Raw genomic sequence first — 26,626 nt, 5'->3', positions numbered from 1 at the left:
TGTATTAGGCACGCCGCCAGCGTTCGTCCTGAGCCAGGATCAAACTCTCCAATAAAGATGTTACGCAGTAACATCGATCTCACCGGATTTGGGTTCCACTCGACTGAGTGAATCAAATTTGGTGAGCATATCGTAAGAGCGATTAAGCTCATTTGAATCTGACGAGATTTAATATCTCAATTTCGCTCCGCCATTTATTCTGTCATATACACGAACCAAATGGCTTCGCACTTCGGTTTTACGATGTAAAACCTACTCACTCGTTGTTCAGTTTTCAAAGATCAAACTTCGTTCATCGCTTCAGTTCATCGCTTCAGTTCATCGCTTCAGCAACTTTTATATCTTATCACTTTCCGACCATTTTGGCAAGCACTTTTTTTATTATCTTTTTTCAAAGTTTTTTTTCATTTTGGCCGGAATTAGAATATATCACATCTATCATTATGATACAAGCATTTTTTTAATTATATTTTCTTGTCGTGATTGCTCCCATATTCAAAAAAAGACATCCTGATCGCGGTAACATTCCACCGTACTTATTTTACAGCAAAAAAACATAAAAGAACGGAGGCGAAAAATCCGTTCTTTTACAAGGGTCTGTCATCTCTTGATCCAAGGGTTTTTGCGTTTTGGTTTTGTTGTCCGTTTTCGTTGATTTCCTGTTCTTCGTTCGTTGAATCTTTTGTCTAAGCCACTGCTTTTATTGGATATTTTTGCTTTGGCTGTACTTTCAGCAACACTGGCTAAAGCTTGCTCCGGCTCGGCTGTGATTTCGTTTGCCAACCCGGTGGCATGAATTTGCTCCTCTTGCAGGTGCGCCGTCCATGGAGAAGCTTGGTTCAACTCCGTACGATATCCATACGGTTGTGGATACCCAGGCGGATAATAAATCGGCGGAAATGATGGAGCGCTTGTATATGGCGAATAAGTCATAGGCACATACGGATCGTTGTGTGCAGGAATATTGGAAGCACCAGTATGCATCGACGGGTAGTAGGGGTGAGAATAAACCGGAGGAGCAAAAGATTCCCCTGCCGGGTACGGATTGGCTGAAGGAGTATAGCCGGCACTCGGGTAAGTGTAATAATGATGCTCACCGAATTGCGAATTCACCGGCGATGTCATGCCACTTCCCCACTGCGGCTTGAATGCTGAATTTTCCCCATAGGGATAGTTTGAATACATCATATTGGCGCTATAAGGTTGATTTTCTTCACTATACGGTTTATAGTAAGCCGGATTTACTGCAGTTGGAGCAGGGATGTTTGGGTTGACATGCTCAGCCATAATTCCGGGATACATATGATTAACCTCTGATTGAGCCGCGTAGGGAGGAGAGTACGTCTCGTAAATCGGCATTTCGAACGGCTTATTTATTTCGGGGTTCTGATTGATATTTTCAGGAGAGATAGCCGCATTTGTATTTTCTGTACTGTCTGTATTATCTGTATTATCTGTATTGTCTATGTTTGCATTTTCCACTGCTTCGTTTTCCTTCTCTTTGTTTTCAGCTTCCTCCGTCACATTCTCGTTCTCGGGAAGTTTTTGTGGAATATTAGGCATCTCGGGAATCTCAGGCATTTCAAACATTTCATAAGGCATTTCCGGGTTGGATGTATTCTCCTCTTTTACTCCAGTATTTTTTTTATTCAGCGGCAACTTTACATTTCCGCCTGCCTGATTTTCTGAGGCATTGGTTTGCCCTGGATCTGCCTGTGTACCTTCAGCTTTTGGAATATTAACAATCTCGCCGGTCATGAGAGCATTAGGATTTTTAAGCTGGGGATTCGCGTCAATCATGTCCTTCAGCGGTATCCCCCACGCTTTCCCAAGCTTCCAAAGGGTGTCTCCCTGTTTTACCTTATGCTGATAAGCCACCGCCATGGGCGGTGCAGGCATAGCGGCCGACGCCGGGGACGGAATTTTGATTTTGGTGCCTGCCATGACTTCATCCCGATTTGTAATATGCGAATTGGCACTGATCAACTGCTCAAGGGGGATTTTATATTTTTGCGATAGCTCATACAGTGACTCCCCTTTTTTGAGGATGTGTATTTTCACGGTGTCAAACCTCCTAAACGTTCGTTTACGGGCTGACCTGTGCCCGCTTATCGTTAATACATCTTATGCACGCAATAGGCGAATGACATCCCTATTCAAAAAAAATCTAAAAAAAAGCTGCCCCCGGAGCAAGAATACCCGCTCCTGAGGCAGCACATGATGGAATTAGGATTCCCAAACTTTATAACCGTCGAGATTTACAATTTTGCGGAATTCCTCCAGCAGCTTCAAAGTAACCGGACCCGCAGCCCCCGTTCCAATCATCCGTCCGTCCACTTCGTTTGCGGCAATCACCTCCGCAGCCGTACCGGTGAAGAATACCTCATCAGCCACATAGACGTCATGCAGAGTGAAAGGCTGTTCCTTCAGTGTATAACCAAGCTCGCTGCAAATATCGATAATGGCGTTGCGGGTAATGCCTTCCAAAGCACCCAAATAGCATGGAGGCGTGAATACCGTCCCGTTTTTAACGATAAAAATGTTATCTGCAGACCCTTCCGTCACATATCCCTGGGAATTCAGCATGATCGCCTCACCAGCACCGACGTAGTTGGATTGAATTTTAACCAGAATGTTATTCAAATAGTTAAGCGATTTGATTTTTGGATTCAGCGCATCCGGAATATTGCGTCGCTGGGATACTGATATCGTTTTTAGACCGGTAAGATAGGCTTCCTCCGGATAGATTGACAGCTCTTCCACAATAATAATGACGCTGGCCTTCGGGCAGCGAAGCGGGTCCAGACCAAGGTTGCCAGGGCCACGCGACACAACCAGCCGGATATAACCGCTGTGCATATCGTTGCGGCGGATCGTTTCCGCCATTGCTTCTAGCATTTCCTCCCGGGAAAGCGGAATATTGAGCTGAATGGAGTGGGCCGAATCATAAAGCCGGTCTAAATGCTCCTTGCATTTAAAAATGTTGCCATTGTAAATGCGAATGCCTTCAAATATCCCGTCACCGTACAAGAAACCATGGTCATAGACCGATACTTTTGCATTTTCTTTCGTTACATATTCCCCATCTAAATATATCCATTGCTCAGCCATTAAGGACACCTCCGCTTTTTCCTGCTTCATCACAAGAGTTCAATGTTTTATCATATGCATAGCTTGGATAAGAACCGAGAATTCTGACCTGACATTTCAACGCCTCAATTTCTGCAAAAGCCGCCGTAAGCAGCACCGACTCCAAGGATTCCATGACTTCAATGTAAAAATAATAACTGCCAAGCTGCTTCTTGGTCGGACGCGACTCAATCCGCGACAGGTTCAACCGGCGCCAGGCGAAGGCCGACAGCACCTGGTGCAGAGCTCCCGGAAAATCCTCAGGCAACGTAACCAGAACGCTGGTCCTGTATCCATTCAGCTTCCGCTGCAGCTCTATCGGACGGTGTCCAATCAACACAAATCTGGTGAAATTGTTGTGATGGTCTGTCACTCCCTCAGCCAAAATATCCAAATGATGTGTAGCCGCGCCCAAACGGGTACCGATCGCTGCCCAGCCCTTACCCGGATTCCGTTTAACGATTTTTACAGCCTCCGCCGTACTGCCAGTGCTCTCCAGCTCGACATGCGGCATATGCTCCCGTATGAACTGCTGGCACTGCGGCAGGGCAACCGGATGCGACATGACCTTGGTAATTTTGCTCAAGTCCAATTGGCCTGCTTGATCTAAAAATTCCTTTCGATGCCCGATCAAATTCTGAATGGACGGATAAATCCATTCCGCCTGCATGGCAATATCCACTTCATGAACCAGCCAATCCATATGTAGACTCACTGACCCGTCGATCGTATTCTCAATCGGAATGACACTGTAATCGGTATTTCCGCTGTCTGTGGAACGGAAAACCTCCGTGATTTGCTGGTAGTGAACCAGTTCGCAAGACTGATCCCCTAGCAGGTAATCCACCGCCTCATGAGAAACCGAGCCCTCCGCCAAAACTGCAATACGTGTCACAGCACGCTTTCCCCCTTTATCATATCCAAAAACGAACGACCACTTTCTACGTCTGTGTAGACTTTTACCCCCTGCGCTTCAGGCTTAAGCCACATTATACGGATCGGGACGGATTCGCGCTGCATCGTTTCCTTCAAAAAACGCTCCAGCTCTGCCCTCCGCTGCTCACGCCGGTCCACCAGCACCAGCAGGGTCGGGCCCGCCCCACTCAAGGCGGACCCAAGCGCCCCATGGCGCGGCGCTTCCTCTAATATTTCTGCCATGCCTGGAACCAGGGCAGCCCGGTAGGGCTGGTGAATCCGGTCTTTCATAGCCTCGGCAATGACCTCGAAATCCCCTACAGCCAAAGCCGCTACCAGAAGGGAGGAACGGCTGATATTATACACGGCATCCTGCAGCGAAAATTCCGCTGGCAGCACACCTCTCGCCTTGGAGGTCGCCAGCTCGAATCCCGGAATGACAACCAGAGCTTCCAGATGATCACTCGGGTCCAGCCTTATGCACTGGGCATGCACACCATCCCATACTGCTGTAATAATCCCTCCATACAAGGAAGCGCCCACATTGTCCGGATGCTTCTCTATAGCCGTGGCCATATCAAACAGCCTGGCATCGGACAGCGGGGAACCGATGAGGGCATTCGCCGCGGCCAGCGCACCGACAATCGCGGATGCGCTGCTACCCAAACCACGGGTCAAGGGAATATCCGAATACATGGATATCTCCAGCTCCGGTACAGATACCCCCGCTTCGTTAAAAACCATTTGCGCCACTTCGTAAATCAGATTGGACTTGTCTCCAGGAATACCCTTAAGCTGATCCCCATACAAATGAAAGCTCGTTTCATCGGATTGCTTCATTTCAATCCATGCATACAGGTTAAGAGCCATTCCCAGCGTGTCAAACCCTGGTCCCAAGTTGGCTGTACTCGCCGGAACCCGGACTCTAACTACCGGTGAATCGAACATTCCTTCCGCCTCCACTCGCGATGCCTTGCAACCATCACATCTCAGTTATGAAAATATCTCATATCCGCAAAATGAAACACAACGAGGATTCTAGCCCTCAACCCGGTATACACTCTTTATTTTACGGATAACTTCCAGCGTTTCAAAGTGATCAAGCACCTTCTGCATATTTGCCTTGCTTGCTCTATGGGTAATAATGATAATCTCCGCATTCGGATTGTGCTCGTTCGGCTGCTGCACCACCGATGCCAGGCTGACGCCGAATTCAGCAAAGACCTGGGTAATTCGAGCGAGCACCCCGGCTTTGTCGTCCACATGCAGCAGAATAAAGTTTTTGCTGAATACCTCTTCATCGCTAGTGAGAAGCTTCTGCTTATAGGAAGTGATCGCCTTCAGCCCATTGACGCCCAGCTTCAGATTTTTAACGACAGCAACAAGGTCGGCCACAACAGACGTTGCCGTTGGCAGTTCGCCTGCCCCCGCCCCATAGAACATCGTTTCACCAACCGCCTCCCCATGAACGTATACGGCGTTGAAAACCCCGTTCACCGAAGCAAGGGGATGGTTCTGGCTGACCATCGTAGGCTGTACGCTAATGTTAAACTGGTCACCGTTTCTATCCGCGATACCAAGCAGCTTCATTTCATAACCAAGCTTCTTGGCAAATGCGATATCTTCACTGGAAATGTGCGAGATGCCTTTAACACTGACATCCCCAAGCTCCACATTGGAACGGAAACCGAGCGTAGCCAGAATGGCCATCTTGCGGGCGGCGTCCAGACCTTCGACGTCCGAAGTCGGGTCAGACTCGGCGTATCCGAGCTCCTGAGCCTCTTTGAGAACCTCATCGTAAGAAGCGCCTTCTTGACTCATTTTAGTCAAAATATAGTTGGTTGTTCCGTTAACGATGCCCATAATGCGGATAATGCGGTCGGACGAGAACCCCTCGATCAGCGTCCGGATAATGGGAATCCCCCCGGCTACACTTGCCTCATAAAATACGTCGCACTGCTTCTCCTGCGCTTTGGCTAATATTTCGGCTCCGTGCAGAGCCATCAGGTCTTTATTGGCAGTAACGATATGCTTTCCGTTCTCGAGCGCTTGCAGCAGATACGCTTTGGTCTGCTCCACCCCACCCATCACTTCAATGATCACATCGATTTCCGGATCGTTGATCACATCCCATGGGTCTCCTGTCAACCTGGAGGAGTCTACCTCAACAGAACGTGCCTTTTCCACATTCTTGACAGCAATTTTCTCAACCACGATCGGGGAACCTACCTGGCTGCTCAAATCCTCCTGATTGCCCTCCACAATACGGACCACGCCTGTTCCAACCGTCCCCAATCCCAACAACCCTACCTTTACCGGCTTCATCACGGATTCCCCCTCTATTCATAACATCGCTGCCATCTATCCCTGACCGATCAAACGAACGCGCTTGACCCCGGACAATGCCTGCAATCCTGTGAGCAGGCTGCCCAGCTCTTCGCTGAGCCTGGACATTTCAACAGAGATAACGACATTGGCCCTGCCCTGTAGAGGAATGCTCTGCTGAATGGTCAGCACATTTCCTCCATAATCAGCAATGACAGCAAGAACCTTGGAAAGTATCCCGGACTGATGGTCGAGATCCAGCGAAATATTCACGATCCGGTCCCGTTCCAGCTGATTAATAAGATGGATACCGTCCTTATATTTATAAAAAGCACTTCGGCTTAAGCCAATCTGTTCAGCGGCTTCATGCACCGTCTTAACATCACCAGAGGCAAGAAGCTGTTTTACCTGAATGGTTTTGACAATGGCTTCAGGCAGGATGTCTTCCCGCACCAAATAATAGCGTTCCTTCACATTCGTCCTCTCCTCAGAGACTTGTGTATATATATAGAGGACATTATAACGAATCTGACAAGCGAGGGCAATAGATGATTGTAATTACCCTATTGAAAAAAAGGTGCCCGACCAGGGACACCTTTGTACAGCTATTTTAAAGAAATGAACCAGCCTTTAATAATAATAGCTGCTTCCTTCCACGAACTCGAATTCAAAATCACCGATGCGGACAATGGTTCCGTCCACGGCTCCCCTTTTGCGCAGCTCATCATCCACTCCCATATGCCGGAGCGTTCTTGCCAGCTTGAGAATCGCATCATGAGAATTGAGCTGCATCCGCTTCATCATGCGCTCAATTTTCGGGCTTTCAACAATAAAGGTTTCGTTTTCACGCACAATCCGAAACCCCTCGTCCTCTTCCTTTTCCAGCTTGTAGACCTTCCGCTCCTGCACCTCCGCAACCTCTTCCACATCCGGTTCCTCCGGTATTTGGTCCAGCAAATCAGCCGCTCGGTACAGCAGTTCCTTCACGCCTTGGCGGGTCAGTGAAGAGATGGGCATAATTTCGAGGTCAGGACGGACGGCTGCCACCTGTTCCTTAAACTTCTCCAGATGCTCCTCGGCCTCCGGCATGTCCATCTTATTCGCGGCCACAATCTGCGGCCGTTCAGCCAGCCCTGCATTATACAGCTTCAGTTCATCATTGATTTTCAACCAATCATCAAACGGGTCGCGTCCCTCCGAGCCGGCCATATCCACGACATGAATAATAATCCGCGTCCGCTCAACATGTCTTAGAAACTCATGTCCGAGGCCAATACCGGTATGAGCCCCTTCAATAAGACCGGGAAGATCAGCCATAACAAAGCTGCGTCCTTCTTCTACCTCGACTACACCCAGATTAGGGGTGATGGTTGTAAAATGATAGGCTCCGATTTTGGGCTGGGCCGCAGAAACTACGGACAGAAGAGTCGACTTGCCCACACTCGGAAAACCAACAAGTCCCACATCAGCCATCACCTTGAGCTCAAGCGTAACATAACGCTCCAGACCTTCTTCCCCGTTCTCGGCAAGCTCTGGCGCGGGATTCGCCGGAGTCGCAAACCGGATATTTCCCCGACCTCCGCGGCCACCTCTGGCCACGACCACCTGCTGCCCGTGACGGGTCAGGTCGGCAATCACCTCTCCGGTATCGTCGTCGATGACGACCGTCCCCGGCGGAATACGCACAATCATATTTTCCGCATTGGCTCCATGCTGGCTTTTATTGCGGCCTTTCTCGCCACGCTTTGCTTTGAAATGCCGCTGGTAGCGGAAATCCATCAATGTACGCAGCCCTTCATCCACCCGGAATATAACGTCCCCGCCCTTACCGCCGTCACCGCCGCCCGGACCTCCGTTAGGCACATACTTTTCGCGTCGGAAAGCTACAAGCCCGTCGCCTCCGTCGCCGCCCTTCACATAAATCTTCGCTTTATCAACAAACATGTGTACACCATCCTTATGTTTGGCACGGCATCCGAAGCTGGAAGATTTGCCCGGACGGAAGTTGCTCCATCCGCAAGCTTTGGTTCTCCAGCCTGGCCCGTACCTGCATCAGCATTTCCGAATCGGCCGGCAGGTCGCTGCCTTCAAACCGGACGATGACGTCTCCCTGATCCATACCGAAATATAACTTCAAACTGCGCACTTCTCCCCAGGACGACCGGCCCACGCCGTATTGATACGCCTGCACCGTATCCCTTATTGCCGAAGCGAGCGACTCGCCGTCTTCGGGAGACATGACAGTTCCCAGTTGCAATTGGTCTTCCACATACCTCAAGCCGCAGGCTTTGAGAGCTTACCCGGAATGAGTGCAAATAAAATATAAGCGCAGGAATCCCCAGCTTGGATATCTTGCTGTCCTCTGCAGCACGCTCCTTTATTCTTTCCACATATTCTACAGATTTATCATGCTTCCCCATCCGGATATAACCATACAGCACCTGTAAATCATTCATCCAATCATGCCTGTGATGATTGAAAGCGGCGTTCGCCGTCTCTTCCAGCGCTCGTTTCATCGCTGCATTCTCCTTCCCGGCATTTCGCCGGGTAATCTCAACCCCGGCTAAGGCTGCTGCTGCTCCCCAGGCACCCAGAATGATGACCGTTACGGGGCATGGAATCAGCAGAGCAAGCGCCAAAGGAGCTAGAGCCGAGCATACCGCTAGCAGAGGTAACCTTTTCCGCGATAACATGGTTTTCTCTCCGTTCTGGATCTTGAAATGGCTAATCAGTCTTTTCAAGTATAGCATGACTTACTTACCAGTTCATTACCATCTGCACAAAACGCTGTCCATGCTTGTGTAAAAAAAGCCCCCGGCAGAAATGCCGGAGGCTTTGTCACGGAATTACACCGTTGTTTAAGCTTCTACTGCAGCCGCTACCGGAGCGACATCAACCGGATAGATGCTTACTTTTTTGCGATCACGGCCCCAACGCTCGAATTTCACAACGCCGTCCACTTTCGCAAACAAAGTATCGTCCTTACCGATTCCTACGTTCGTACCCGGATGAATTTTCGTTCCGCGTTGACGAACCAGGATGCTTCCGCCAGTCACGAGCTGACCGTCAGCACGTTTTACGCCCAGACGCTTCGCTTTACTGTCACGTCCGTTCTTTGTGGAACCTACACCTTTTTTCGATGCGAATAACTGAAGATCCAATTTCAACATGAATGTCCCCTCCTTCTTTTATTTATTTTGTATTTGAATATACTCACCGTATGACTCAGCAATACCTTCCAGCATAAGCTCCATGGACTCCATCAGCAGTTGGACCTTGGAACGAACTGCTTCATCCGGCAGATCAGGAATATCAGCGCTCAAAAAGCCGTTCCTCATCTTCGCATCAAGCACCACTCCAGCCAATGCTTCAATGGAATTGACGGTGCCGACCGTTACTGCGGACACGCCTGCGCAGACAATGTCTTCCCCACGCTTGGCATAGTTCGCATGGCCTTTCACCGAAAAGCCCCGGATGCTCCCGTCTTCCATACGTTTAATTTGTACGATAATCACTTATCGGACCCTCTTATGCCTGGATTTTTCCGATCGTCACTTTTGTGTACGGTTGACGGTGGCCTTGTTTCACATGGTAGTTCTTCTTCGGCTTGTATTTATAAACAACAACCTTTTGACCTTTGCCATGCTTCTCCACAGTAGCCGTTACAGAAGCGCCGGATACGAGTGGTGTGCCTGCTGTAAAACCATTGTCTCCGGATACTGCCAGAACACGGTCAAACGTTACAGTGTCACCATCGTTAGCGTTCAGTTTCTCGATGTACAATACGTCGCCCTCTTGAACTTTGTATTGTTTACCACCTGTTTCGATAATTGCGTACATTGTCTGCACCTCCTTATGTCTCAGACTCGCCTGATGCAGGTGGCACTCCCCTAAGGGAACACACTTCAACCAGATCGGAGCGGTTACAGCATGTGCAGCATACTAAACCTCAGCGCCGTACACATACTCAATGAGTATAGCATAAGACATGATATGTTTCAAGCCTTTACAATTTCACCTGCTGTTCCATTCCTCCGGCAGGCTTTCCGCACGCACCTTCTTCCGGGTCATTTCCAGCAAGCCCAGCTTGGTCCAGCCGACGACAAATGATTTTGTCCGGCCCTGCTTCAAGCCTTCTTCGAGAATAGCGGATACCTCCCTGCGGTGCTCCTCGCGCTCCATATCGATAAAATCCACGATAATAATACCGCCGATATCCCGTACACTCATCAGCCGTGCAATTTCCGCTGCTGCCTCAAGATTGGTGCGGGTTACGGTCTCCTCCAGATTGCTTCCGCCAGTATACTTTCCGGTATTCACATCAATGACGGTAAGGGCCTCTGTATGATCAATGACAATATAGCCCCCGCCCTTAAGCCATATTTTGCGTGCAAAATCACGGTCCAGCTGTTCCTGAACGCCAAATTTCTGAAAAATCGGCTCTTCCCGGTCATACAAACGGACCCTTGCATCGGTAATACCCATATCCTGCAAATAGGAAAGCGCATCCTGCGCCTGCCCCTCATGGTCAATGATCAGTTCATCCTGCTCTGGAGTAAACGTATCCCGGATAAACCGCTGAACAATGCTCAAGTCACGGTGCAGAAGGCAGGGCGCAGTCTGCTGCCCCGCTTTCTTCACAATCGCATGCCACTGCTTTCTCAGTTGCTCCAGATCTCTTTCCAGCGCTTCACGGCTCTCATCCTCGGATACGGTGCGGATGATCACCCCTTCCTCCCCCTGCCGAATTTCTTCACCAATCCCCTTCAGCCTGGAACGCTCGGCTTCACGCTCTATTTTCTTGGAAACTGCTACATAATCGGCGGCAGGCATATATACGATCCAGCGGCCAGGCAGCGAATAATGGGTCGTGACACGCGCTCCCTTGCTTCCAACCGCCTCCTTGAACACCTGTACGATCAATTCCTGGCCAGGTTTGAGCAGTTCCGTAATGGCTGGCTTCACGGACGGCTGCTTATCCAGATGAGCATGAAGGACATCATCTACATATAAAAAAGCGTTTTTCTTTTGCCCTATGTCTACAAACGCAGCCTGCATGCCAGGAACGACATTGACAACCCGTGCCTTAAAAAACGCCCCCAGCGTCCCCTGGTTACGGGCACGCTCTGCTGCATATTCCACCAGCCTTCCGTTCTCCAGAAGAGCCATCTGTGTTGAATTCTGTTTGCAGTGTACAATCATCTGTTTCATGGTTTCTCCTATCTTGAAGAACGTGTACAGCCTCATTTATTCAAGGCAGCTTCGGCTGCTTCTATTTACTGTAAAGTTTTATCCTGGGTATTAAATACGCTGCAGAATAGTGGCTCCGGTTCTGGACCGGGCCGCTGCACATTCACGTTCTCCCTCCGTGTGTGCTGAAGTAGGAGCGGATAATTCGCTGCTCCGGCAGAACGGCAATAATTTTGCCGTGCTCATTCATAACATATATAATATGATACCTGTCTCTTCTAAACAGACGCAATATCGAATCCAAATGTTTCACCGGGAGCGAGAATATAGGAACGGCAAAATTCCCCTGAACCGCCTGTCGGTAAAAAAGAGCATCCCGCCCCAGCAAAAACCGGACAAACCGGTATTGGATATTTCGGTAATCGACCCAATTGGAATATAGCAGAAAAATACCAACAGCCAGCATATTGAGCTGCAGCCCTCCTGTATTCAACCACAAGGGAAGAGCGGCATAAAGGCAAAATAAAACGCTAAACAAAATGCTCGTCCGCAGTGTCCACAGCAAGGTCACATGATAGGGAAGCCGCAAGCTCAGCAAAGCCTGTACAATTTTCCCGCCATCCAGAGGGAGAATCGGAAGCAGATTGAACAGGGCGATGATGATATTGCCATGGATCGCATATGTTGCAAAGTCGTTATTTACCCATAAAAAGCTTTTAAGAAACAGAAGGGCCAGAATCATCAATCCATTTTGCAGAGGACCGGCAAGCGCGATGACAATCTCTTTCCAGGCCGGCAGACATCCCCGGTCTTCCATTACCGCCACGCCTCCGAACGGCAGCAGCTGAATAGAAAGCACTTTGACTCCAAGCAAAGCTGCCGCCGCCGCATGTCCAAGCTCATGAATCAATACGATAGCAAACAGCGTAATCAGCTCAATAAAATGTCCGGTGAACACGGATGCCAGCATAATCAGCACAAAGAGGGGATGAAGAGCAAACGTTACGCCACGAATGTTAATCAAAGGATACCACTTCCGCAGGGTCAATATAGCGATCATCCTGCTTGACGGCAAAATACAGAGTGGCATTCTCCCCGTTTTCCCGGACAGCAATAAGTCCGATCGCCTCCCCCTTCTGAACCCAATCATCCACCTGCAGCTGTGTGCCTGTTACCTTTCCGTATATGGCTGTGAGCCCCCCTGTATGCCTGATTACCACGGTCGTTCCGTTCTGCGGATGATGCGTCACTTCCAGCACACGGCCTGCGTCAATGCTTTTGACCTGGGCCGGGTTGGTCCCGTTCCGTTCCGGAACGATTTCAATCCCCTTAAGGCTTACCGCGAAGCTCTGAACAACCGTACCCGCGAGCGGCGCTGCAGGGCGGCCGGATGCGCTCACCTCCTGCGAGCTTGTCTCCTCCTCACCGAACGTTGGCAGGAAGGATGGCGCCCCTCCGAAATGGGCTGTATACCATTCCGCTGCTGCAGTCATATCCATGTCACGGCTGAGTGCGTCTGCGATAAAAAGTCTGGATTCGGCCGTATAGGGGAAATCCCAACGGAACACAGCCCAAATGGCTCCAAACAGTATACAGCTAATCACGAAACGCCATCTTAATGTGGCCAGGAAGGAAGGTCCTCGTTCTTCCCTGAAGGCAGAATGCATACGTTCACGCTCTTTTTTCCAAACCAGTTCCGGGTCAGGCTCGGCACTCTGCGGTAAATCAATGTACTCTGGCGGTTCCGATGTTTTGCCGGCCCAGTGACGTTCAGCAGTTGGCACCGAAGCTCCCCGCATTTCGATCAGCCGCTGGATCCGTTCCTCCCTGCGCTGTTTAATTCCCGATTTCCTGTCCATATCCAGCCCCCCATTGAGGTTCTTTGCTACTATGTATATGAGGACGGGCATTCGCTTATGTTGAACTTATCTTCCTTCTAAAATAAGAAAAACCGGTGCCAAAAGGCCCCGGAGGAAAAAAGTAAGATAGCTGTAATATTCTGCAGCTAATTGAAGACACTCAGCCTATGCCGAGAAATTTTTTGAAACGTGTCAGTACACCCTGTTTTGGGTCCAACTGCATCAGAGGCACCGTATCTCCCAGAATGCGTCTGGCAATATTGCGGTATGCGATCGCAGCATGGGAGTCAGGATTCATGACCGTAGGCTCCCCTGTGTTCGCCGCCTTGATTACCAGTTCGTCATCAGGAACAATACCGACGAGATCAATATTAAGCACCTGGAGTATACCGTCGATGTCCAGCATATCCCCTGATTTAACCATACTGTTGCGAATGCGGTTCACGATCAGCTTCGGAGACGCAATATGTGAGCTTTCCAGCAGGCCGATCACACGGTCGGCATCCCTCACAGCGGCGTTCTCCGGTGTCGTCACAACGATGGCCTGATCCGCGCCTGCAATGGCATTTTTGAAGCCCTGCTCAATGCCGGCCGGACAGTCGATAATGATATATTCAAAATCCTTTTTCAGTTCAAGGATAATATCTTTCACCTGCTCAGGCGAGACGGCATTTTTGTCCTTGGTCTGCGCAGCGGGCAGCATGTACAGCTCGTCAAAGCGCTTATCCTTCACCAAAGCCTGATTCAAACGGCAGCGTCCTTCCGCAACGTCGACCAAATCATATATAATCCGGTTTTCCAGCCCCATCACAACATCCAGGTTGCGCAGCCCGATGTCGGTATCCACCAGACATACTTTTTTACCGAGTAGCGCAAGAGCGGTACCTATATTGGCTGACGTCGTCGTTTTGCCGACGCCGCCTTTTCCTGAAGTCACGACTATAGCCTCTCCCATGTGCTACACTCCTTTAAACACATTAAATTCCCGGCGAAGTCGGCCTATATTGCTCATCTTGTCGATCTGCATGGTGCCTTCCTGCAAATACGCAAATTCTATTCCGGCCTCGCGTGCTTCCCATTCGTCCGGCGGGCGGCTGATTACATCGGATATTCGGAGCTGTGTCGGAGAGAAGTAGGAAGCGACAATAATAGCGTTCCTGTTGCCTTCGTTACCCGCATGAGCTATCCCGCGCAATGCGCCCAGAACAAATATATCGCCCGTACAAGTTATCGTTCCGCCGGGATTGACATCTCCCAGAAAAAGCAGATTTCCGTCATGATGAAGCACCTGTCCCGACCGGACCATTCCTGTTACCGTGTAAATGCTTTCCTTTTTCTTTTCTGGCTCAGACTTAGACCCAGGTGGCTCAATGGAACGGATGAGCAAATTTCCTTTTTGCTTTAATGTATCGAGCAGAAGCTCCTTTTGCCTGCTGCCGATTTCGCGGCTCCCCAGCTTAATATCCACATGCACAATCGGTCCGGTCAAAATATTTTGGTGAGTATGTTCCAGTTTATAACGCAGTTCTTCGAGCAATTCCTCAAATTCACACTGATCGTCCAGCAGGAATACCAGGCCGTCTTTGATGCCTTTAATCGTAACAAGATTCGATTTTACCGCCATTAGCCTGTACCTCCTATCCCAATCATTTCGTGTCGGAACGCCAAAATCCTGCTAAACCATGGAAAAATCGTCCTTCCACATCCCGAACGGCCCACTCAGGCCGCTTCTTCCTTTTTCACCCGTTTTTCGAGCCGTTCAAGCTGCTTTCGTACTGGAACATAAATAATAAGGGCAAACACAAAGTGCAAAAACAAGTCGGGAACCATGTATTCCACAAGCGCCCAGTCAAAGAACTGATGGTTCAACTGAAAAAGCTGGTATATGCCAAAGACGGTGGAATCGAGCAACAGGCTTCCCAGCAGAACAACGCTCATCATAACCGGCATCAGCGCACGCGGTGAATGAAAAACAAGCCCCATTACATAAGCGGACAGTCCCATGGCAAACGAGTAAGCCCCGATCATGGAACCGTAAAAAATAATATCATGCAACAGTCCAAATACCAGACCCAGTACAAGAGCAGTATGCCGGCTGTAATAAACCGCCACAAAAAGGATAACAACAAACGTGAGATTCGGCGAAAAACGGAACTGCCAGGCATCCGGAATAAGCCAGGGAAGGATCGTATCCTCCGCAATAAACAAAACGAACAGCAGCAGAATCAAAACTTGGCCGCGCATCCGCATTATTCCTGCACCTCTGGGGTAAACACAACAAACAGTTCCTTCCAGTCCACAAAGTTTGCTGCAGGCTCAATAATAGCCGTTCGCGTCTGGCCGAACTCGCTCACACGGATTTCCTTTACTTTCCCGACCAGCAGGTATTTTGGGAACGCTCCCCCAGTACCGGATGTCATAATTTGGTCTCCATCTTTGATGGGATCATCCTCTTTAATCTTAGTCACTTCAAAGGTTCCGCCATTAGCCGGGTTGTAGTTTTCCAGCACGCCGAAGGATTCTTCCTTGCCGACCACCGTAACCGCAATCCCGTTGGAGGTCGGGTCTTTGGCATCCAAAGAGGTGAGAAGCTTGACTGTAGAACTGAAATTGCTTGTATTGCTGATGGTCCCGACGAGACCGCCGATGGATCTGACCGCCATTCCCGGCTTGACCCCGTCCTTGGAGCCAATATCGATGACCAGTGTTTTGTCTGTCGGGTTACCGCTCACACTAAGGACTTGCGCAATCCGGTTCTCATAGTTGTACTTGTTACGCTGCGTCTCCGTAAAGTTCAGGGCCTCCTGCAGCCGCTTGTTCTCTTCCTCCAGACCGCTAAAGCGGACCTTATCCGTCTGATACTGGGCTGCACCGATCTTCAGCCGTTCATTCTCCTCATAAATGGCCCTCATATTGCCGATATCTTCAAAGAAGCCCGCTATAAATGCAGCGGGCTTGTAAAAAATACTCTGTACAAAACCGGTCGTATCTCTCACAAACTTCTCAGGCCAGGAAAGGGATTGCCGCTGTCCGAGCGTAATTCCCATCAAGGCAATAAACAACACGATACCGATTAACAGAACGAAAAGCCTTTTGTTGCCTAGCAGCTTAAACAGTTGTTACACCCCCGTCTCAGCGTTTGGAGCGGACTGCAGAGCTGCTGCGCGATTTGAACAAATGAATATTTTCCAGCGCCTTGCCCGTACCAATCGCTACACAATCCAGCGGATTCTCGGCGACAATGACCGGCATTCCCGTTTCGTCGGCAAGCAACTTGTCCAGATTGCGCAGCAGTGCCCCTCCGCCTGTCAGCACAATACCTCTGTCCATAATGTCAGCCGCAAGTTCCGGAGGACATTTCTCAAGTGTAACTTTAACTGCGTCCACGATTGCACTCACAGTGTCGGACAGCGCTTCGCTGATTTCATCGGAAGTAATCGTAATGGTTTTGGGGAGTCCGGATACGAGGTCACGGCCGCGGATTTCCATCGTTTCCACCTGCTCCAGCGACATAGCCGAGCCGATTTCCATCTTGAGCTGCTCCGAAGTACGCTCACCGATCATCAGATTATACTGGCGCTTAATATATTGAATGATGGATTCGTCCATTTCGTCCCCCGCCACACGCACGGAGCGGCTTGTCACAATGCCCCCGAGAGAAATGACGGCTACCTCGGTCGTTCCTCCGCCGATATCCACAACCATGCTGCCCGTCGGCTCCCATACAGGAAGATCCGCACCGATGGCTGCGGCGAATGGCTCTTCAATCGTATAAGCTTCGCGGGCTCCAGCCTGCTTGGTCGCATCCTCGACCGCACGCTGTTCCACTGCGGTAATGCCTGATGGCACGCATACCATAACGTTAGGGTGCCGCGGGAAGAATGAGCGCTGTTTCTGAGCCTGGCGGATAAAATACTTGATCATCGTAGCGGTCGTGTCGAAATCTGCAATAACCCCATCCTTCATCGGGCGGATGGCGCGGATGTTCCCCGGAGTCCGGCCGATCATCTTCTTGGCCGATTCACCAACCGCTTCAATGCTCTTGGTATCCGTACGAAGCGCAACTACCGATGGCTCTCTTACCACAATGCCTCTGCCGCGTACATATACCAGCGTATTCGCTGTCCCCAGATCAATTCCCAAATCCTTAGTAAATCCACCAAACATGCTGTAATCTCCTTTTCTATTCCCTGAAATTCTCTTTTGTTGTGTATCACGCCGCACGGCCATCATTTTCATCAGCAGTAAAAAAACGTATAAACCATAAATCCGTCGGATTTTAGCTAAAATCCTCAACACATTATATTATATAAGTCCTTGCTCCTTCAAACTGACGTATTTTCCGTCACCGATGACAATGTGATCCAGCACATCGATCCCGACGATATTTCCCGCCTCAATCAAACGACGGGTCAACTGGATATCTTCGGTGCTTGGTGACGGATCACCGCTCGGGTGATTGTGGGCGCAAATGATGGAAGCGCTGCTGCACTTGATGGCGGCCCTGAATACTTCCCTGGGGTGCACCACAGCCGCGTTCAAGCTGCCGATAGACAGCGTTTCCCGGGCAATAACATGGTTTTTCGTATTCAGAAACAGGCATACAAAATGCTCCTTCTGCAAATAACGAAGCTGCTCGGACAACATATCGGCCACATCACGCGGGCTCTTGATGACAGGCGACTCCATATGGCGCGCCAGAACAAGCCTCCGCCCCAGTTCCATGCCTGCCTTTAACTGGATCGCCTTGGCCAGACCGATTCCCTTGATTTGTGTAAACTCCGATACGTTCAAATCTACAAGCTGGCGCAGGCTCCCAGCGGTCTGAAGAACCCTGTGGGCCACATGCAGCGCAGATTCGCTGCGAGTTCCCGTACGTAGTAAAATAGCCAGCAGTTCAGCATTGCTTACGGCTTCCGGCCCATACTGAAGCATTCGTTCTCGTGGTCTGTCCTCATGGGGGATGTCGCGAAGCATTAAGGTTGGCGACTCCATTGTTTCTTCCCCTTTACGGGCGCAGCACGCGGATTCCGAAACCGGACAGCATGTCCGAGAGCAGCGAAATCGGCAGCCCCACCACATTAAAATAACAACCCTGAATACCTTCGATCAATGTAGCGCCAAGTCCCTGAATGGCATAAGCGCCCGCTTTGTCTGCAGGCTCTCCTGTCTCAACGTATGCAGCAATCGCCTCTGCATCAAGCGGTTTCATGGTCACGGCAGTTTCCCGGAAGCCAACGTGCTGCTCGCCGGTCCCCGTATGTATGCAGGCTACTCCTGTAAATACCCGGTGTGTTCTGCCCTGCAGTAAAGTGATCATCCTCGCCGCATCCGCTTTGTCAACCGGTTTTCCCAATACTTCACCGTCCAGTACTACAATGGTGTCACTGCCGATGATCAAGGCGCTGTCATACTGCTCCCTGACCGTACGTACGACAGCCCCGGCCTTGCGCAAGGCCAGTGTCTCCACAATCTTATCGGGGCTCCAGCCTGCCTCTACAGATTCATCGGCATGACTTGGCACGACCTCAAACGGAAGCTGCAAGGAAGCAAGCAATTCCCTTCTTCGCGGAGAAGCCGATGCCAGTATAAGCTTGGGCGTGCATGTCTCTTCCAAGAGCAAGGCTCCTTTTTCAGTAATTAAAGCCTGCGGTACAGCCAGACAGCGGCAATGATACCGATCAGGCTCAGCAGGCTCATCTGCAATTGAATGTGTATGTTATAGCTTATAATATCCAGATCAGCCCGAGGCGACCAGGATATGTCGGTGGCTCGGGTAAGAAAAGACAATACGCTGACAGACTGCAGAGCCTTGGCAATCCATGCTCCGACAAGCCAACCCAGCAATATGAACAATAAAAGCATTCCTGCATTCTTCTTCATCTTGACCTACCTCGCCATTTTTTGACACCCTCATATTATACGGTGATTTTCTTTTCAATACAAACAGAAATCCGGCAGGGGAACTATTTCCAGTTCCCTGCCGGATGGCTGGCGAATGCTTACTGTTTCAGGAATTCAAGCAGCTGCTTCTGCTGACGGACATACTCCATCATCATGGATTGAATCTCCCACAGATGTCCTTTTGAGCTGTTTTTATTGAATTCGGAAAGAGCCGTTATGGCCCCGTTCATAGACTTGTCGAGACTGGACGACAGTGTCTTCCCCTCCGGTGGAAGCCCCTGCGTCAATGCCGAGAGCTCTTGCATCCACTGCTGATGCAGTGTGTTCAGCGATGTCATGTCCGATTCGGAGACGGACTGGAGCTGCTCATCACTTAGCAGGGAGGCGGACAGGTGACATAACCGCTGGATCAGTTCAGTGCTCGTTGTGAAATAGGAAAGGAGCGTATCTTCGCTGCCGTTATAGAAAGCCTGATCAAGAGAGGGCAACTGCAGCTCCCGCACATACAGATCGATTCCGCTGCTCTGCAGGCGGCTGCCGAGAAGCTTCGCTTCCTCCCTGTCCGGCGATATTCCGGCATATACACGATAGCTGTCCGAAAGGTCCGTCCCCGCGGCCGTTCCTGCCTGCAGCAGCTCCGTCTTCGCCTGCTCGGCCCCCTCCGGCGTACTGAACACCCCGTATTGCAGCATATAGAAGCTTTGTGAGGGAATATCCGCCGTGATTAAAGAAACGGAAGCAGCGCCGTTCGTTTGCGCCCCGTTCCCTGCAGCTGTCTGAGACCATGCAGGCAGGGAAGGAATCTCCGCATTGCCCGGCGATTGAAACAAATACAGAACAATATATCCAAAAAGCCCTCCGGTCATCAGCGCACTGGCCACAGACCCGAACAGCTTCCAGCCTGAGGTGTTCTGGCGCTTCGGAGGGGAGGGAGCAAGAACCCCTGATCCTGTATCCCGATATCCTGGTGCGGACCATGATGCCGTGGAAGCGCTGAAGGGGTCCTGCCATTCCTCTGCAAAATAGTAATCCTCCACTGCCTCGGCCGGCTTCCGCTGCTCGCTGCTGCTTGCAGGGAACGACTGGAAGGCCTCAACAGGATGGTCACCGGAAACGGGACGCTCCACCTGCGGGGGATTTCGTTCCTTATTGTGGCTTGGGTTGATTTCTCTTCCTTCCTGATCGAACCGGAATGTCATTTTCCCATTGTTCACTCCGCACACTCCCTTGTCCCTTACTGCCTACAATTCAGATGTATGAAGAAGGAGCGTCCTTTATGCAAAAGCTTTTCCAAAAATGTCATGCAAACAAGAAAAAACGGGGATGTCTCTCATCCTCAGTAGAAGGATACTTGCGAGACATCCCCGTTTTTGGGGTCATATGTTTTTTTCCTTCATTCTGCGTGCAAGCGCCGCACCGGCCTTCCAGATATCCCCCGCCCCCATCGTCAGGACAAGATCTCCGGGTTGAAGGTGCTCACCGAGCCGCTCAATAACCGCTTCTTTGCTCGGAACATATACCGTGTTGGCATTGCTGTTCTGAACGATCAATTCGACGAGCTTGGAAGAATGAACTCCTTCTATCTCTTGTTCACCGGCCGGGGAATAGATGTCCGTAATGATGACTTCATCTGCTTCATTGAAGGCACGGCTGAACGCATCCAGCAAAAAGAAGGTCCTCGTGTAGCGCTGCGGCTGGAATACCGCGATAATCCGCTTCCCGGTCGCTTTGGCTGCACTGATGGTGGCTTCAATTTCCGTAGGGTGGTGCGCATAATCGTCGATTACCAGAATACCGTTCGCCTCCCCAAGCACCTGGAAACGGCGTTTGGCACCGCTGAATTCGAAGATGGCCGCCGCAATTTTATCAAATTCCAGACCCGCCTCCATGCATGCAATGACCGTGGCCATGGAGTTGTAAATATTGTGTTTACCCGGAACGGCCAAACGAATTACTCCCAAAGGAACACCGCCCTTGTTCAGGGTATACGAGGACTGGCGATCCCCTAATTGAATATCCGATGCCGTATAATCCGCAGGCTGATCAATGCCGTAAGCAGTCACTTTGCAGGACATCTTGGGGAGAATCTCCTGAATATTCCGGTCATCGGCACAAATGACAGCCATGCCCTCCGGACGGACCTGGTTCAAAAACTGAACATAAGCGCTCTTCAAACGGTTAAAATCCCCGTCGTAATTTTCAAGGTGATCTGCCTCAATGTTGGTCACGATGCCGATCCAGGGATGATATTGCAGAAATGAACCGTCGCTCTCATCCGCCTCTGCAACCACGCATTCACCTTCTCCGGCCTTGGCATTTGTCCCCACATTCATAATTTCCCCGCCAATGATGTACGTCGGGTCAGCCCCGCATTTTTCCATCACGAGGGCGATCATGGACGAGGTTGTCGTTTTGCCGTGCGCGCCGGCTACGGCTACCCCTTTGCGTTCATTCAGCAGCCTTGCCAGCATTTGCGAACGGTGCAATGTGGGAATATTCAGTTGCTCTGCCGTCACACGTTCCACATTGTCCCTGGACAAAGCCGTGGAATAAACGACCAGGTCCGCCCCCTGAACATGCTCCGCTGTATGGCCGATATATATTTTGGCGCCTTTGGCCGCCAGTTTTTCCGTCAATTCCTGTGAAGCCACATCCGATCCCGTTACAGTATAGCCCATTTCCAGCATAACGCGTGCAATGGCACTCATCCCGTAACCGCCGATACCAATAAAATGTACATGTTCCGTAGTATTTAACAAGATCTCACCAACCTTTTTCCGAATCGCTTTGATGCAAAAGGGCCGCGCGCACATCAGATATCAAGTATAATGTGCCAGAGACTACCCCCAGATCCTCCGCTTCCGTGCGGGACTTCAGCTGCGCCAGAGCCTTCCTCCAGTCCTGTTCCACGATGACTTCCACATGTTCTTTAGCATAGGACAGCCGGAGCTTCTCCACGATCCCTGCCATTTCGGCTGCATCCATTTTGCGACGGAAATCGGGTTCGGTCAGGATAAGCGTATCCACTAGTGGCAGTATATGCTTCAAGTATGCTTCGTGATGCTTGTTTGCCAGCATGCCCATCATTAAAATCAGTTTCCGGTAACGGTAGATTGATGACAGGCTATTGGCAAGCGACTCCGCCCCTTCAGGATTATGCGCACCGTCAATGACGATCCGCGGATTGCCGGACACCTGCTCGAGCCTTCCTGCCCAGCGGGCGTTCCTGAAACCCGCCAGCAATTCCTCGTCATCCAGGACAAACGCCAAATACTGACGCATGACTTCCAGCGTCATCATGGCTCCCGCAGCATTGGCACACTGGTGCTCACCCAGCAGGCCGAGGCTGATTTCCAGTTCCCGGAAAGGCCCCCGGAATACGAAGGTCTGTCCGTTCTCACCTCCGCCGGAGGGCTTATAGGTAAACTGTTCGCCAACCATATACAGCGATGCCCGCTTATCCGCCGCGGTCTTCCTGATGACCTCCGCCGCTCCAGGCTGGGTTACACAACTGACTACAGGCACGCCGGACTTGATAATACCCGCTTTTTCCGCTGCGATCTGCTCCAGCGTATCCCCCAGAATATCAGTGTGGTCGTATCCGACATTGGTAATCACCGATACAATCGGAGTAACGATATTGGTAACATCCATCCTTCCCCCGAGGCCGGTCTCCCATACCACAACATCGGGAAAAGTAACAGTAGCGTAATAGAGAATCGCAAGGGCCGTCGACACCTCAAACATCGTAGGCGAGCCCAGCTCTGTCGCCGCAATCTCCGCTACAAATGGATGCAAACGGTTGGCCAGCTCAAGCAGTGTTTCTTCCGGTATATCCTCACCGTTAAATTGAAAACGATTCGTAAACTTGGTGATATACGGGGACGTAAATGTCCCCACATCATACCCGGACTGCAGCAGCACCGACGTCAGCATGGCGCAGGTCGAGCCCTTTCCGTTCGTTCCCGCGACATGTACAAATTTCAGGTGGCGGTGCGGCTCGCCCAGCAGGGTCATCAGCTGTTCAATCCGCTCCAGCCCCGGCCGAATCCCGAAAGGAATGAGTCCGTTAATCCATTCCACCGCTTCATTGTATGTTTGTAAGGGGGCCGCAGCAGCGGTCCCGCGCACATCCGACATCTTCTTCACCTTCATGTCGATGGATTTCATATTACCCCTTAAGCTCTTGAATGCGGGCAATCACCTTATCGCGTTTTTCCGTGTAGTCGGCCTGCTTCGCGCGTTCCTCTTCTATTACCTTGGCAGGGGCCTTCGCCACAAATCCTTCGTTGGCTAATTTCTTCTCTACCCGCTGCACTTCGCTGTCCAAATGCTGCAGTTCCTTCTCGAGTCTGGCGATCTCCTGGTCAATATCCAGCAGCCCTGCCAGCGGAAGATACAGCTCGGCACCTGTAACTACGGCCGTCATCGCCTTTTCAGGAACAATGATATCCAGCCCGGCTTCAAACTCCGAGGTATTGCAGAAGCGGCGCACATAGTCGCTGTTGCGGGTCAGGATATCAAGATGCGACTGATCACCCGCCTTGATCAGCAGCTCTACTTTTTTGCTCATCGGTACATTCACTTCGGCACGAATATTACGTACGGCCCGAATCACATCCATCAGCAGGTTCATTTCCGCTACGGCCCCGCTGTTTTCGAATGCAGGATCATAAACCGGCCATAAAGCAAGCGTGATTGTCTCCCCTTCATGCGGCAGATGCTGCCAGATTTCCTCCGAAATGAAAGGCATGAACGGGTGAATCATGCGCAGCGTGCGGTCAAGCACGTAGGAAAGCACGGACTGCGTTTTCTTTTTGGCCGCAGCATTTTCACCATAGAGGGACAGCTTGGCAAATTCAATGTACCAGTCGCACAGATCGTCCCAGATGAAGTTATACAGCAATCGGCCTGTTTCGCCAAATTCATAGGCATCTATTAGACGCGTGATATCGCGCGAAGTTTCGTTCAGACGATGAAGAATCCAGCGGTCCGCCGTGCTGAGCTCGCCTGTAATGTCGATGTCGGAAGCGGTAAATCCATCCAGATTCATCAGCGCAAAGCGGGAAGCATTCCAAATTTTGTTTGCAAAATTCCGTGCTTGTTCGACACGTTCCTCACGGAACCGCAGATCCTGTCCCGGTGTGCTGCCCGTAGCTACCATGTAACGCATGGCGTCGGCGCCGTAGTTGTCGATCACTTCAAGCGGATCTACCCCGTTGCCGAGCGATTTGGACATTTTGCGTCCGTCGGAGGCACGGATCAGGCCGTGAATGAGAACATCCTTGAAAGGAATCTCGCCTGTGAATTCAAGGGCCGTGAATATCATACGGGATACCCAGAAGCCGATGATATCATAGCCTGTTACCAGCACATTGGTAGGATAGTAGCGCTGCAGATCTTCCGTCTGCTCAGGCCAGCCCAGCGTAGAAAAAGGCCACAGGGCGGAGCTGAACCAGGTGTCGAGCACATCCTCATCCTGCTTGAGATTTCTGCCTGCATATTCAGGCAGAGTCGTTGGATCCTCAGCCGATACGATCACTTCACCGGTATCCGCGTCATACCATGCCGGAATGCGGTGGCCCCACCATAGCTGGCGTGAGATACACCAGTCCCGTACATTTTCAATCCAGTGCATGTAGATTTTTTCAAAACGGTCCGGAACGAAATTAACGCCCTTTCCACTCTTTTGCGCTTCAATGGCCGTTTCAGCCAGCGGCTGCATTTTAACAAACCATTGTGTGGACAGATAAGGCTCGACAACTGCATTGGTCCGTTCGCTGTGTCCTACCTGGTGCACATGGTCTTCAATGCGGATAAGCACGCCCAGTTCCTTCAGGTCCGCTACGATCTGCTTGCGGCAATCACTGCGGTCAAGCCCTTGATATTTCCCGGCTTCGGCGTTCATTTTGCCATCCTCGTCCATAACGATAATCTGCGGCAGATTATGGCGTTGTCCCATTTCAAAATCGTTCGGATCGTGTGCCGGAGTAATTTTAACGGCACCGCTGCCGAATTCTTTATCTACGTAGTCGTCGGCAATCACAGGAATCTCCCGTCCCGTGAGTGGCAGAACGAGCATTTTGCCAATCATGTCCTTATACCGCTCATCTTCAGGATGAACAGCAACCGCCGTATCCCCAAGCATCGTTTCCGGACGGGTTGTCGCCACAGTGATATGACCGCTTCCGTCTTTCAGCGGGTACTGCAAATGGTACAGGTGGCCGTTGACTTCTTTGTGTTCTACCTCGATATCGGAAAGAGCGGTGCGGGCAACCGGGTCCCAGTTGATAATACGCTTGCCCCGGTAAATCAGACCTTTTTCATAAAGCTTGACAAAAACGGTCCGTACCGCTTTGGACAACCCTTCGTCCAGAGTGAACCGCTCACGGGAATAGTCCAGTGAAAAACCCATCTTTTCCCATTGATTGTGAATGTTGTCGAGATAGTGCTCCTTCCATTCCCATACTTTCTCCAGAAATTTCTCCCTGCCGAGATCATAGCGGGTGAGCCCTTCTTCACGCAGCTTCTGCTCCACCTTGGTCTGCGTAGCAATCCCGGCGTGGTCGGCGCCCGGAAGCCACAAAGCGTCATAGCCCTGCATCCGCTTCACACGGATAATGATATCCTGCAGCGTAAAATCCAGTGCATGTCCCATATGCAGCATTCCGGTTACGTTCGGGGGAGGAATAACGATCGTAAAAGGCTCCGCCTCCGGAAAGCGGCCTGCGCGGAAGTATCCTTTCTCGATCCACGTTTTATACCATTTCTGTTCCGCCGCTTTCGGATCGTACGTTGTCGGCATTTCCAGGGTTGTTTTATTCGTTTGTTCTGACATGCTTCCTTACCTCCATCATTGGTTTTGGAATTGGTCGTTTTTTTGGGCATAAAAAAAGCCCGTCATCCTCAAAGGACGAAAGGCTGTTCTTTCGCGGTACCACCTTTGTTTCACACCCATACCGTCCGAAAACAGCACAGATTGTGACACTCATGCGGATAACGGCCGCTCACCGGCCTTGTTCTACTAATGGCCTACGCAATGCGCATGTTCAAACAGGCGACTCCCGGGCGACTTCAGCCAGTTGGTTCCTGCGGAATCTCCCAGCGCTGCAATTCCGCTCTCTGAAGGACATACTGCCTACTCTTCCCGTTCAATGTCTTTCATATAAGCTCTTGGTTCCCTTAAACTGATATACCACATAATAACTTGCCTGCCCCTCTTAGTCAACTGTCGAGGCGCACAATTTCAGACATATATTCTTTAGCATAACCCTGACTTCCCCTTTGCATACCAACAACCCGCC

Annotated in this window: 26 protein-coding genes, 1 pseudogene and 2 other annotated features; all 27 genes and pseudogenes read right to left on the bottom strand. The window is 50.7% G+C overall.

Features of this window, described 5'->3' with window-relative positions:
• Positions 1-600 precede the first annotated feature (600 nt).
• A complete protein-coding gene (locus ACE5LO_RS23900; RefSeq protein ID WP_375522465.1) occupies positions 601-2,061 on the bottom strand; it encodes a LysM peptidoglycan-binding domain-containing protein in 1,461 nt (486 codons plus the stop codon).
• A gap of 165 nt (positions 2,062-2,226) precedes the next feature.
• Entirely contained in the window at positions 2,227-3,111 is an 885-nt protein-coding gene (gene ilvE, locus ACE5LO_RS23895; protein ID WP_375522464.1) for a branched-chain-amino-acid transaminase, read from the bottom strand.
• Positions 3,104-4,024 (bottom strand): prephenate dehydratase, encoded by a 921-nt coding sequence (pheA, locus tag ACE5LO_RS23890; RefSeq protein ID WP_375522463.1) that lies wholly within the window; start codon positions 4,022-4,024, stop codon positions 3,104-3,106. The genes ilvE and pheA overlap by 8 nt, the downstream gene beginning before the upstream one ends.
• Positions 4,021-4,992: a homoserine kinase gene (gene thrB / locus ACE5LO_RS23885; RefSeq protein WP_375522462.1), complete on the bottom strand. Its 972-nt coding sequence runs from the start codon at positions 4,990-4,992 to the stop codon at positions 4,021-4,023. Before thrB ends, pheA begins: the two co-directional genes overlap by 4 nt.
• 90 nt (positions 4,993-5,082) lie before the next feature.
• A complete protein-coding gene (locus ACE5LO_RS23880; protein WP_375522461.1) occupies positions 5,083-6,369 on the bottom strand; it encodes a homoserine dehydrogenase in 1,287 nt (428 codons plus the stop codon).
• Positions 6,370-6,405: 36 nt separating this feature from the next.
• Positions 6,406-6,843 carry an ACT domain-containing protein gene (locus tag ACE5LO_RS23875; RefSeq protein ID WP_375522460.1) on the bottom strand — a complete coding sequence of 146 codons (438 nt, stop codon included), beginning with the start codon at positions 6,841-6,843 and terminating at the stop codon, positions 6,406-6,408.
• Positions 6,844-6,999: 156 nt separating this feature from the next.
• Positions 7,000-8,313 (bottom strand): GTPase ObgE, encoded by a 1,314-nt coding sequence (gene obgE, locus ACE5LO_RS23870; protein WP_375522459.1) that lies wholly within the window; start codon positions 8,311-8,313, stop codon positions 7,000-7,002.
• A 13-nt stretch (positions 8,314-8,326) separates the two neighbouring features.
• Entirely contained in the window at positions 8,327-8,626 is a 300-nt protein-coding gene (locus ACE5LO_RS23865) for a hypothetical protein (protein WP_375522469.1), read from the bottom strand.
• 142 nt (positions 8,627-8,768) lie between these two features.
• Positions 8,769-8,825, bottom strand: a pseudogene (locus ACE5LO_RS23860) (Spo0B domain-containing protein); the annotation flags it as partial.
• 402 nt (positions 8,826-9,227) lie between these two features.
• On the bottom strand, positions 9,228-9,539 hold the full coding sequence (rpmA, locus tag ACE5LO_RS23855) for a 50S ribosomal protein L27 (RefSeq protein ID WP_305753298.1): 312 nt from the start codon (positions 9,537-9,539) through the stop codon (positions 9,228-9,230).
• A gap of 18 nt (positions 9,540-9,557) precedes the next feature.
• Positions 9,558-9,884, bottom strand: coding sequence for a ribosomal-processing cysteine protease Prp (locus ACE5LO_RS23850; RefSeq protein WP_355321615.1), 327 nt, complete (start codon positions 9,882-9,884; stop codon positions 9,558-9,560).
• A 13-nt stretch (positions 9,885-9,897) separates the two neighbouring features.
• A complete protein-coding gene (gene rplU / locus ACE5LO_RS23845; protein ID WP_375355269.1) occupies positions 9,898-10,209 on the bottom strand; it encodes a 50S ribosomal protein L21 in 312 nt (103 codons plus the stop codon).
• A gap of 12 nt (positions 10,210-10,221) precedes the next feature.
• Positions 10,222-10,304: a sequence feature (ribosomal protein L21 leader region), on the bottom strand.
• A gap of 79 nt (positions 10,305-10,383) precedes the next feature.
• The gene (locus tag ACE5LO_RS23840) at positions 10,384-11,580 is read right to left on the bottom strand and encodes an Rne/Rng family ribonuclease (RefSeq protein WP_375522458.1); all 1,197 of its coding nucleotides are present in this window, start codon (positions 11,578-11,580) and stop codon (positions 10,384-10,386) included.
• A 142-nt stretch (positions 11,581-11,722) separates the two neighbouring features.
• Entirely contained in the window at positions 11,723-12,583 is an 861-nt protein-coding gene (locus tag ACE5LO_RS23835) for a M50 family metallopeptidase (protein WP_375522457.1), read from the bottom strand.
• Positions 12,576-13,418 carry a peptidoglycan DD-metalloendopeptidase family protein gene (locus ACE5LO_RS23830; protein WP_375522456.1) on the bottom strand — a complete coding sequence of 281 codons (843 nt, stop codon included), beginning with the start codon at positions 13,416-13,418 and terminating at the stop codon, positions 12,576-12,578. The genes ACE5LO_RS23835 and ACE5LO_RS23830 overlap by 8 nt, the downstream gene beginning before the upstream one ends.
• Before the next feature lie 160 nt (positions 13,419-13,578).
• Positions 13,579-14,373, bottom strand: a complete 795-nt coding sequence (minD, locus tag ACE5LO_RS23825) for a septum site-determining protein MinD (RefSeq protein ID WP_375522455.1) — start codon at positions 14,371-14,373, stop codon at positions 13,579-13,581.
• 3 nt (positions 14,374-14,376) lie between these two features.
• Positions 14,377-15,042 (bottom strand): septum site-determining protein MinC, encoded by a 666-nt coding sequence (locus tag ACE5LO_RS23820; protein WP_375522454.1) that lies wholly within the window; start codon positions 15,040-15,042, stop codon positions 14,377-14,379.
• Between the two features lie 95 nt (positions 15,043-15,137).
• Positions 15,138-15,668, bottom strand: coding sequence for a rod shape-determining protein MreD (mreD, locus tag ACE5LO_RS23815; protein ID WP_375522453.1), 531 nt, complete (start codon positions 15,666-15,668; stop codon positions 15,138-15,140).
• Positions 15,668-16,498 (bottom strand): rod shape-determining protein MreC, encoded by an 831-nt coding sequence (mreC, locus tag ACE5LO_RS23810; protein ID WP_375522468.1) that lies wholly within the window; start codon positions 16,496-16,498, stop codon positions 15,668-15,670. Before mreC ends, mreD begins: the two co-directional genes overlap by 1 nt.
• Positions 16,499-16,550: 52 nt before the next feature.
• Positions 16,551-17,585 carry a rod shape-determining protein gene (locus ACE5LO_RS23805; RefSeq protein WP_375522452.1) on the bottom strand — a complete coding sequence of 345 codons (1,035 nt, stop codon included), beginning with the start codon at positions 17,583-17,585 and terminating at the stop codon, positions 16,551-16,553.
• A gap of 138 nt (positions 17,586-17,723) precedes the next feature.
• Positions 17,724-18,413, bottom strand: coding sequence for a RadC family protein (gene radC, locus ACE5LO_RS23800; protein WP_375522451.1), 690 nt, complete (start codon positions 18,411-18,413; stop codon positions 17,724-17,726).
• A gap of 13 nt (positions 18,414-18,426) precedes the next feature.
• Entirely contained in the window at positions 18,427-19,035 is a 609-nt protein-coding gene (locus ACE5LO_RS23795; RefSeq protein WP_375522450.1) for a Maf family protein, read from the bottom strand.
• Positions 19,036-19,058: 23 nt separating this feature from the next.
• Positions 19,059-19,301 carry a DUF4321 domain-containing protein gene (locus ACE5LO_RS23790; protein ID WP_375355260.1) on the bottom strand — a complete coding sequence of 81 codons (243 nt, stop codon included), beginning with the start codon at positions 19,299-19,301 and terminating at the stop codon, positions 19,059-19,061.
• 119 nt (positions 19,302-19,420) lie between these two features.
• Positions 19,421-20,536 (bottom strand): SPOR domain-containing protein, encoded by a 1,116-nt coding sequence (locus tag ACE5LO_RS23785; protein WP_375522449.1) that lies wholly within the window; start codon positions 20,534-20,536, stop codon positions 19,421-19,423.
• Positions 20,537-20,698: 162 nt separating this feature from the next.
• Positions 20,699-22,081: a UDP-N-acetylmuramate--L-alanine ligase gene (gene murC / locus ACE5LO_RS23780; protein ID WP_375522448.1), complete on the bottom strand. Its 1,383-nt coding sequence runs from the start codon at positions 22,079-22,081 to the stop codon at positions 20,699-20,701.
• A gap of 4 nt (positions 22,082-22,085) precedes the next feature.
• Positions 22,086-23,462, bottom strand: coding sequence for a bifunctional folylpolyglutamate synthase/dihydrofolate synthase (locus ACE5LO_RS23775; RefSeq protein ID WP_375522467.1), 1,377 nt, complete (start codon positions 23,460-23,462; stop codon positions 22,086-22,088).
• 31 nt (positions 23,463-23,493) lie between these two features.
• Complete coding sequence (locus ACE5LO_RS23770) at positions 23,494-26,160, bottom strand: valine--tRNA ligase (RefSeq protein ID WP_375522447.1); 2,667 nt, start codon at positions 26,158-26,160, stop codon at positions 23,494-23,496.
• Positions 26,161-26,228: 68 nt separating this feature from the next.
• Positions 26,229-26,486: a binding site (T-box leader), on the bottom strand.
• Positions 26,487-26,626: the final 140 nt, after the last annotated feature.

It is taken from the genome of Paenibacillus medicaginis (assembly GCF_042138635.1).
In the GTDB taxonomy this organism is placed as follows: domain Bacteria; phylum Bacillota; class Bacilli; order Paenibacillales; family Paenibacillaceae; genus Paenibacillus; species Paenibacillus medicaginis.
Note: the sequence above shows the minus strand (reverse complement) of the source record. Positions and strands in the feature narration are given on the sequence as shown.

Bases quoted from the DNA above. Each gene is read 5' to 3' on its own strand.
- ilvE (WP_375522464.1), bottom strand. From the start codon at position 3,111: ATGGCTGAGCAATGGATATATTTAGATGGGGAATATGTAACGAAAGAA.
- thrB (WP_375522462.1), bottom strand. From the start codon at position 4,992: ATGTTCGATTCACCGGTAGTTAGAGTCCGGGTTCCGGCGAGTACAGCC.
- ACE5LO_RS23880 (WP_375522461.1), bottom strand. From the start codon at position 6,369: ATGAAGCCGGTAAAGGTAGGGTTGTTGGGATTGGGGACGGTTGGAACA.
- obgE (WP_375522459.1), bottom strand. From the start codon at position 8,313: ATGTTTGTTGATAAAGCGAAGATTTATGTGAAGGGCGGCGACGGAGGC.
- rpmA (WP_305753298.1), bottom strand. From the start codon at position 9,539: ATGTTGAAATTGGATCTTCAGTTATTCGCATCGAAAAAAGGTGTAGGT.
- rplU (WP_375355269.1), bottom strand. From the start codon at position 10,209: ATGTACGCAATTATCGAAACAGGTGGTAAACAATACAAAGTTCAAGAG.
- ACE5LO_RS23840 (WP_375522458.1), bottom strand. From the start codon at position 11,580: ATGAAACAGATGATTGTACACTGCAAACAGAATTCAACACAGATGGCT.
- ACE5LO_RS23830 (WP_375522456.1), bottom strand. From the start codon at position 13,418: ATGGACAGGAAATCGGGAATTAAACAGCGCAGGGAGGAACGGATCCAG.
- minD (WP_375522455.1), bottom strand. From the start codon at position 14,373: ATGGGAGAGGCTATAGTCGTGACTTCAGGAAAAGGCGGCGTCGGCAAA.
- ACE5LO_RS23820 (WP_375522454.1), bottom strand. From the start codon at position 15,042: ATGGCGGTAAAATCGAATCTTGTTACGATTAAAGGCATCAAAGACGGC.
- mreD (WP_375522453.1), bottom strand. From the start codon at position 15,668: ATGCGGATGCGCGGCCAAGTTTTGATTCTGCTGCTGTTCGTTTTGTTT.
- ACE5LO_RS23805 (WP_375522452.1), bottom strand. From the start codon at position 17,585: ATGTTTGGTGGATTTACTAAGGATTTGGGAATTGATCTGGGGACAGCG.
- radC (WP_375522451.1), bottom strand. From the start codon at position 18,413: ATGGAGTCGCCAACCTTAATGCTTCGCGACATCCCCCATGAGGACAGA.
- ACE5LO_RS23790 (WP_375355260.1), bottom strand. From the start codon at position 19,301: ATGAAGAAGAATGCAGGAATGCTTTTATTGTTCATATTGCTGGGTTGG.
- ACE5LO_RS23775 (WP_375522467.1), bottom strand. From the start codon at position 23,462: ATGTCGGATGTGCGCGGGACCGCTGCTGCGGCCCCCTTACAAACATAC.
- ACE5LO_RS23770 (WP_375522447.1), bottom strand. From the start codon at position 26,160: ATGTCAGAACAAACGAATAAAACAACCCTGGAAATGCCGACAACGTAC.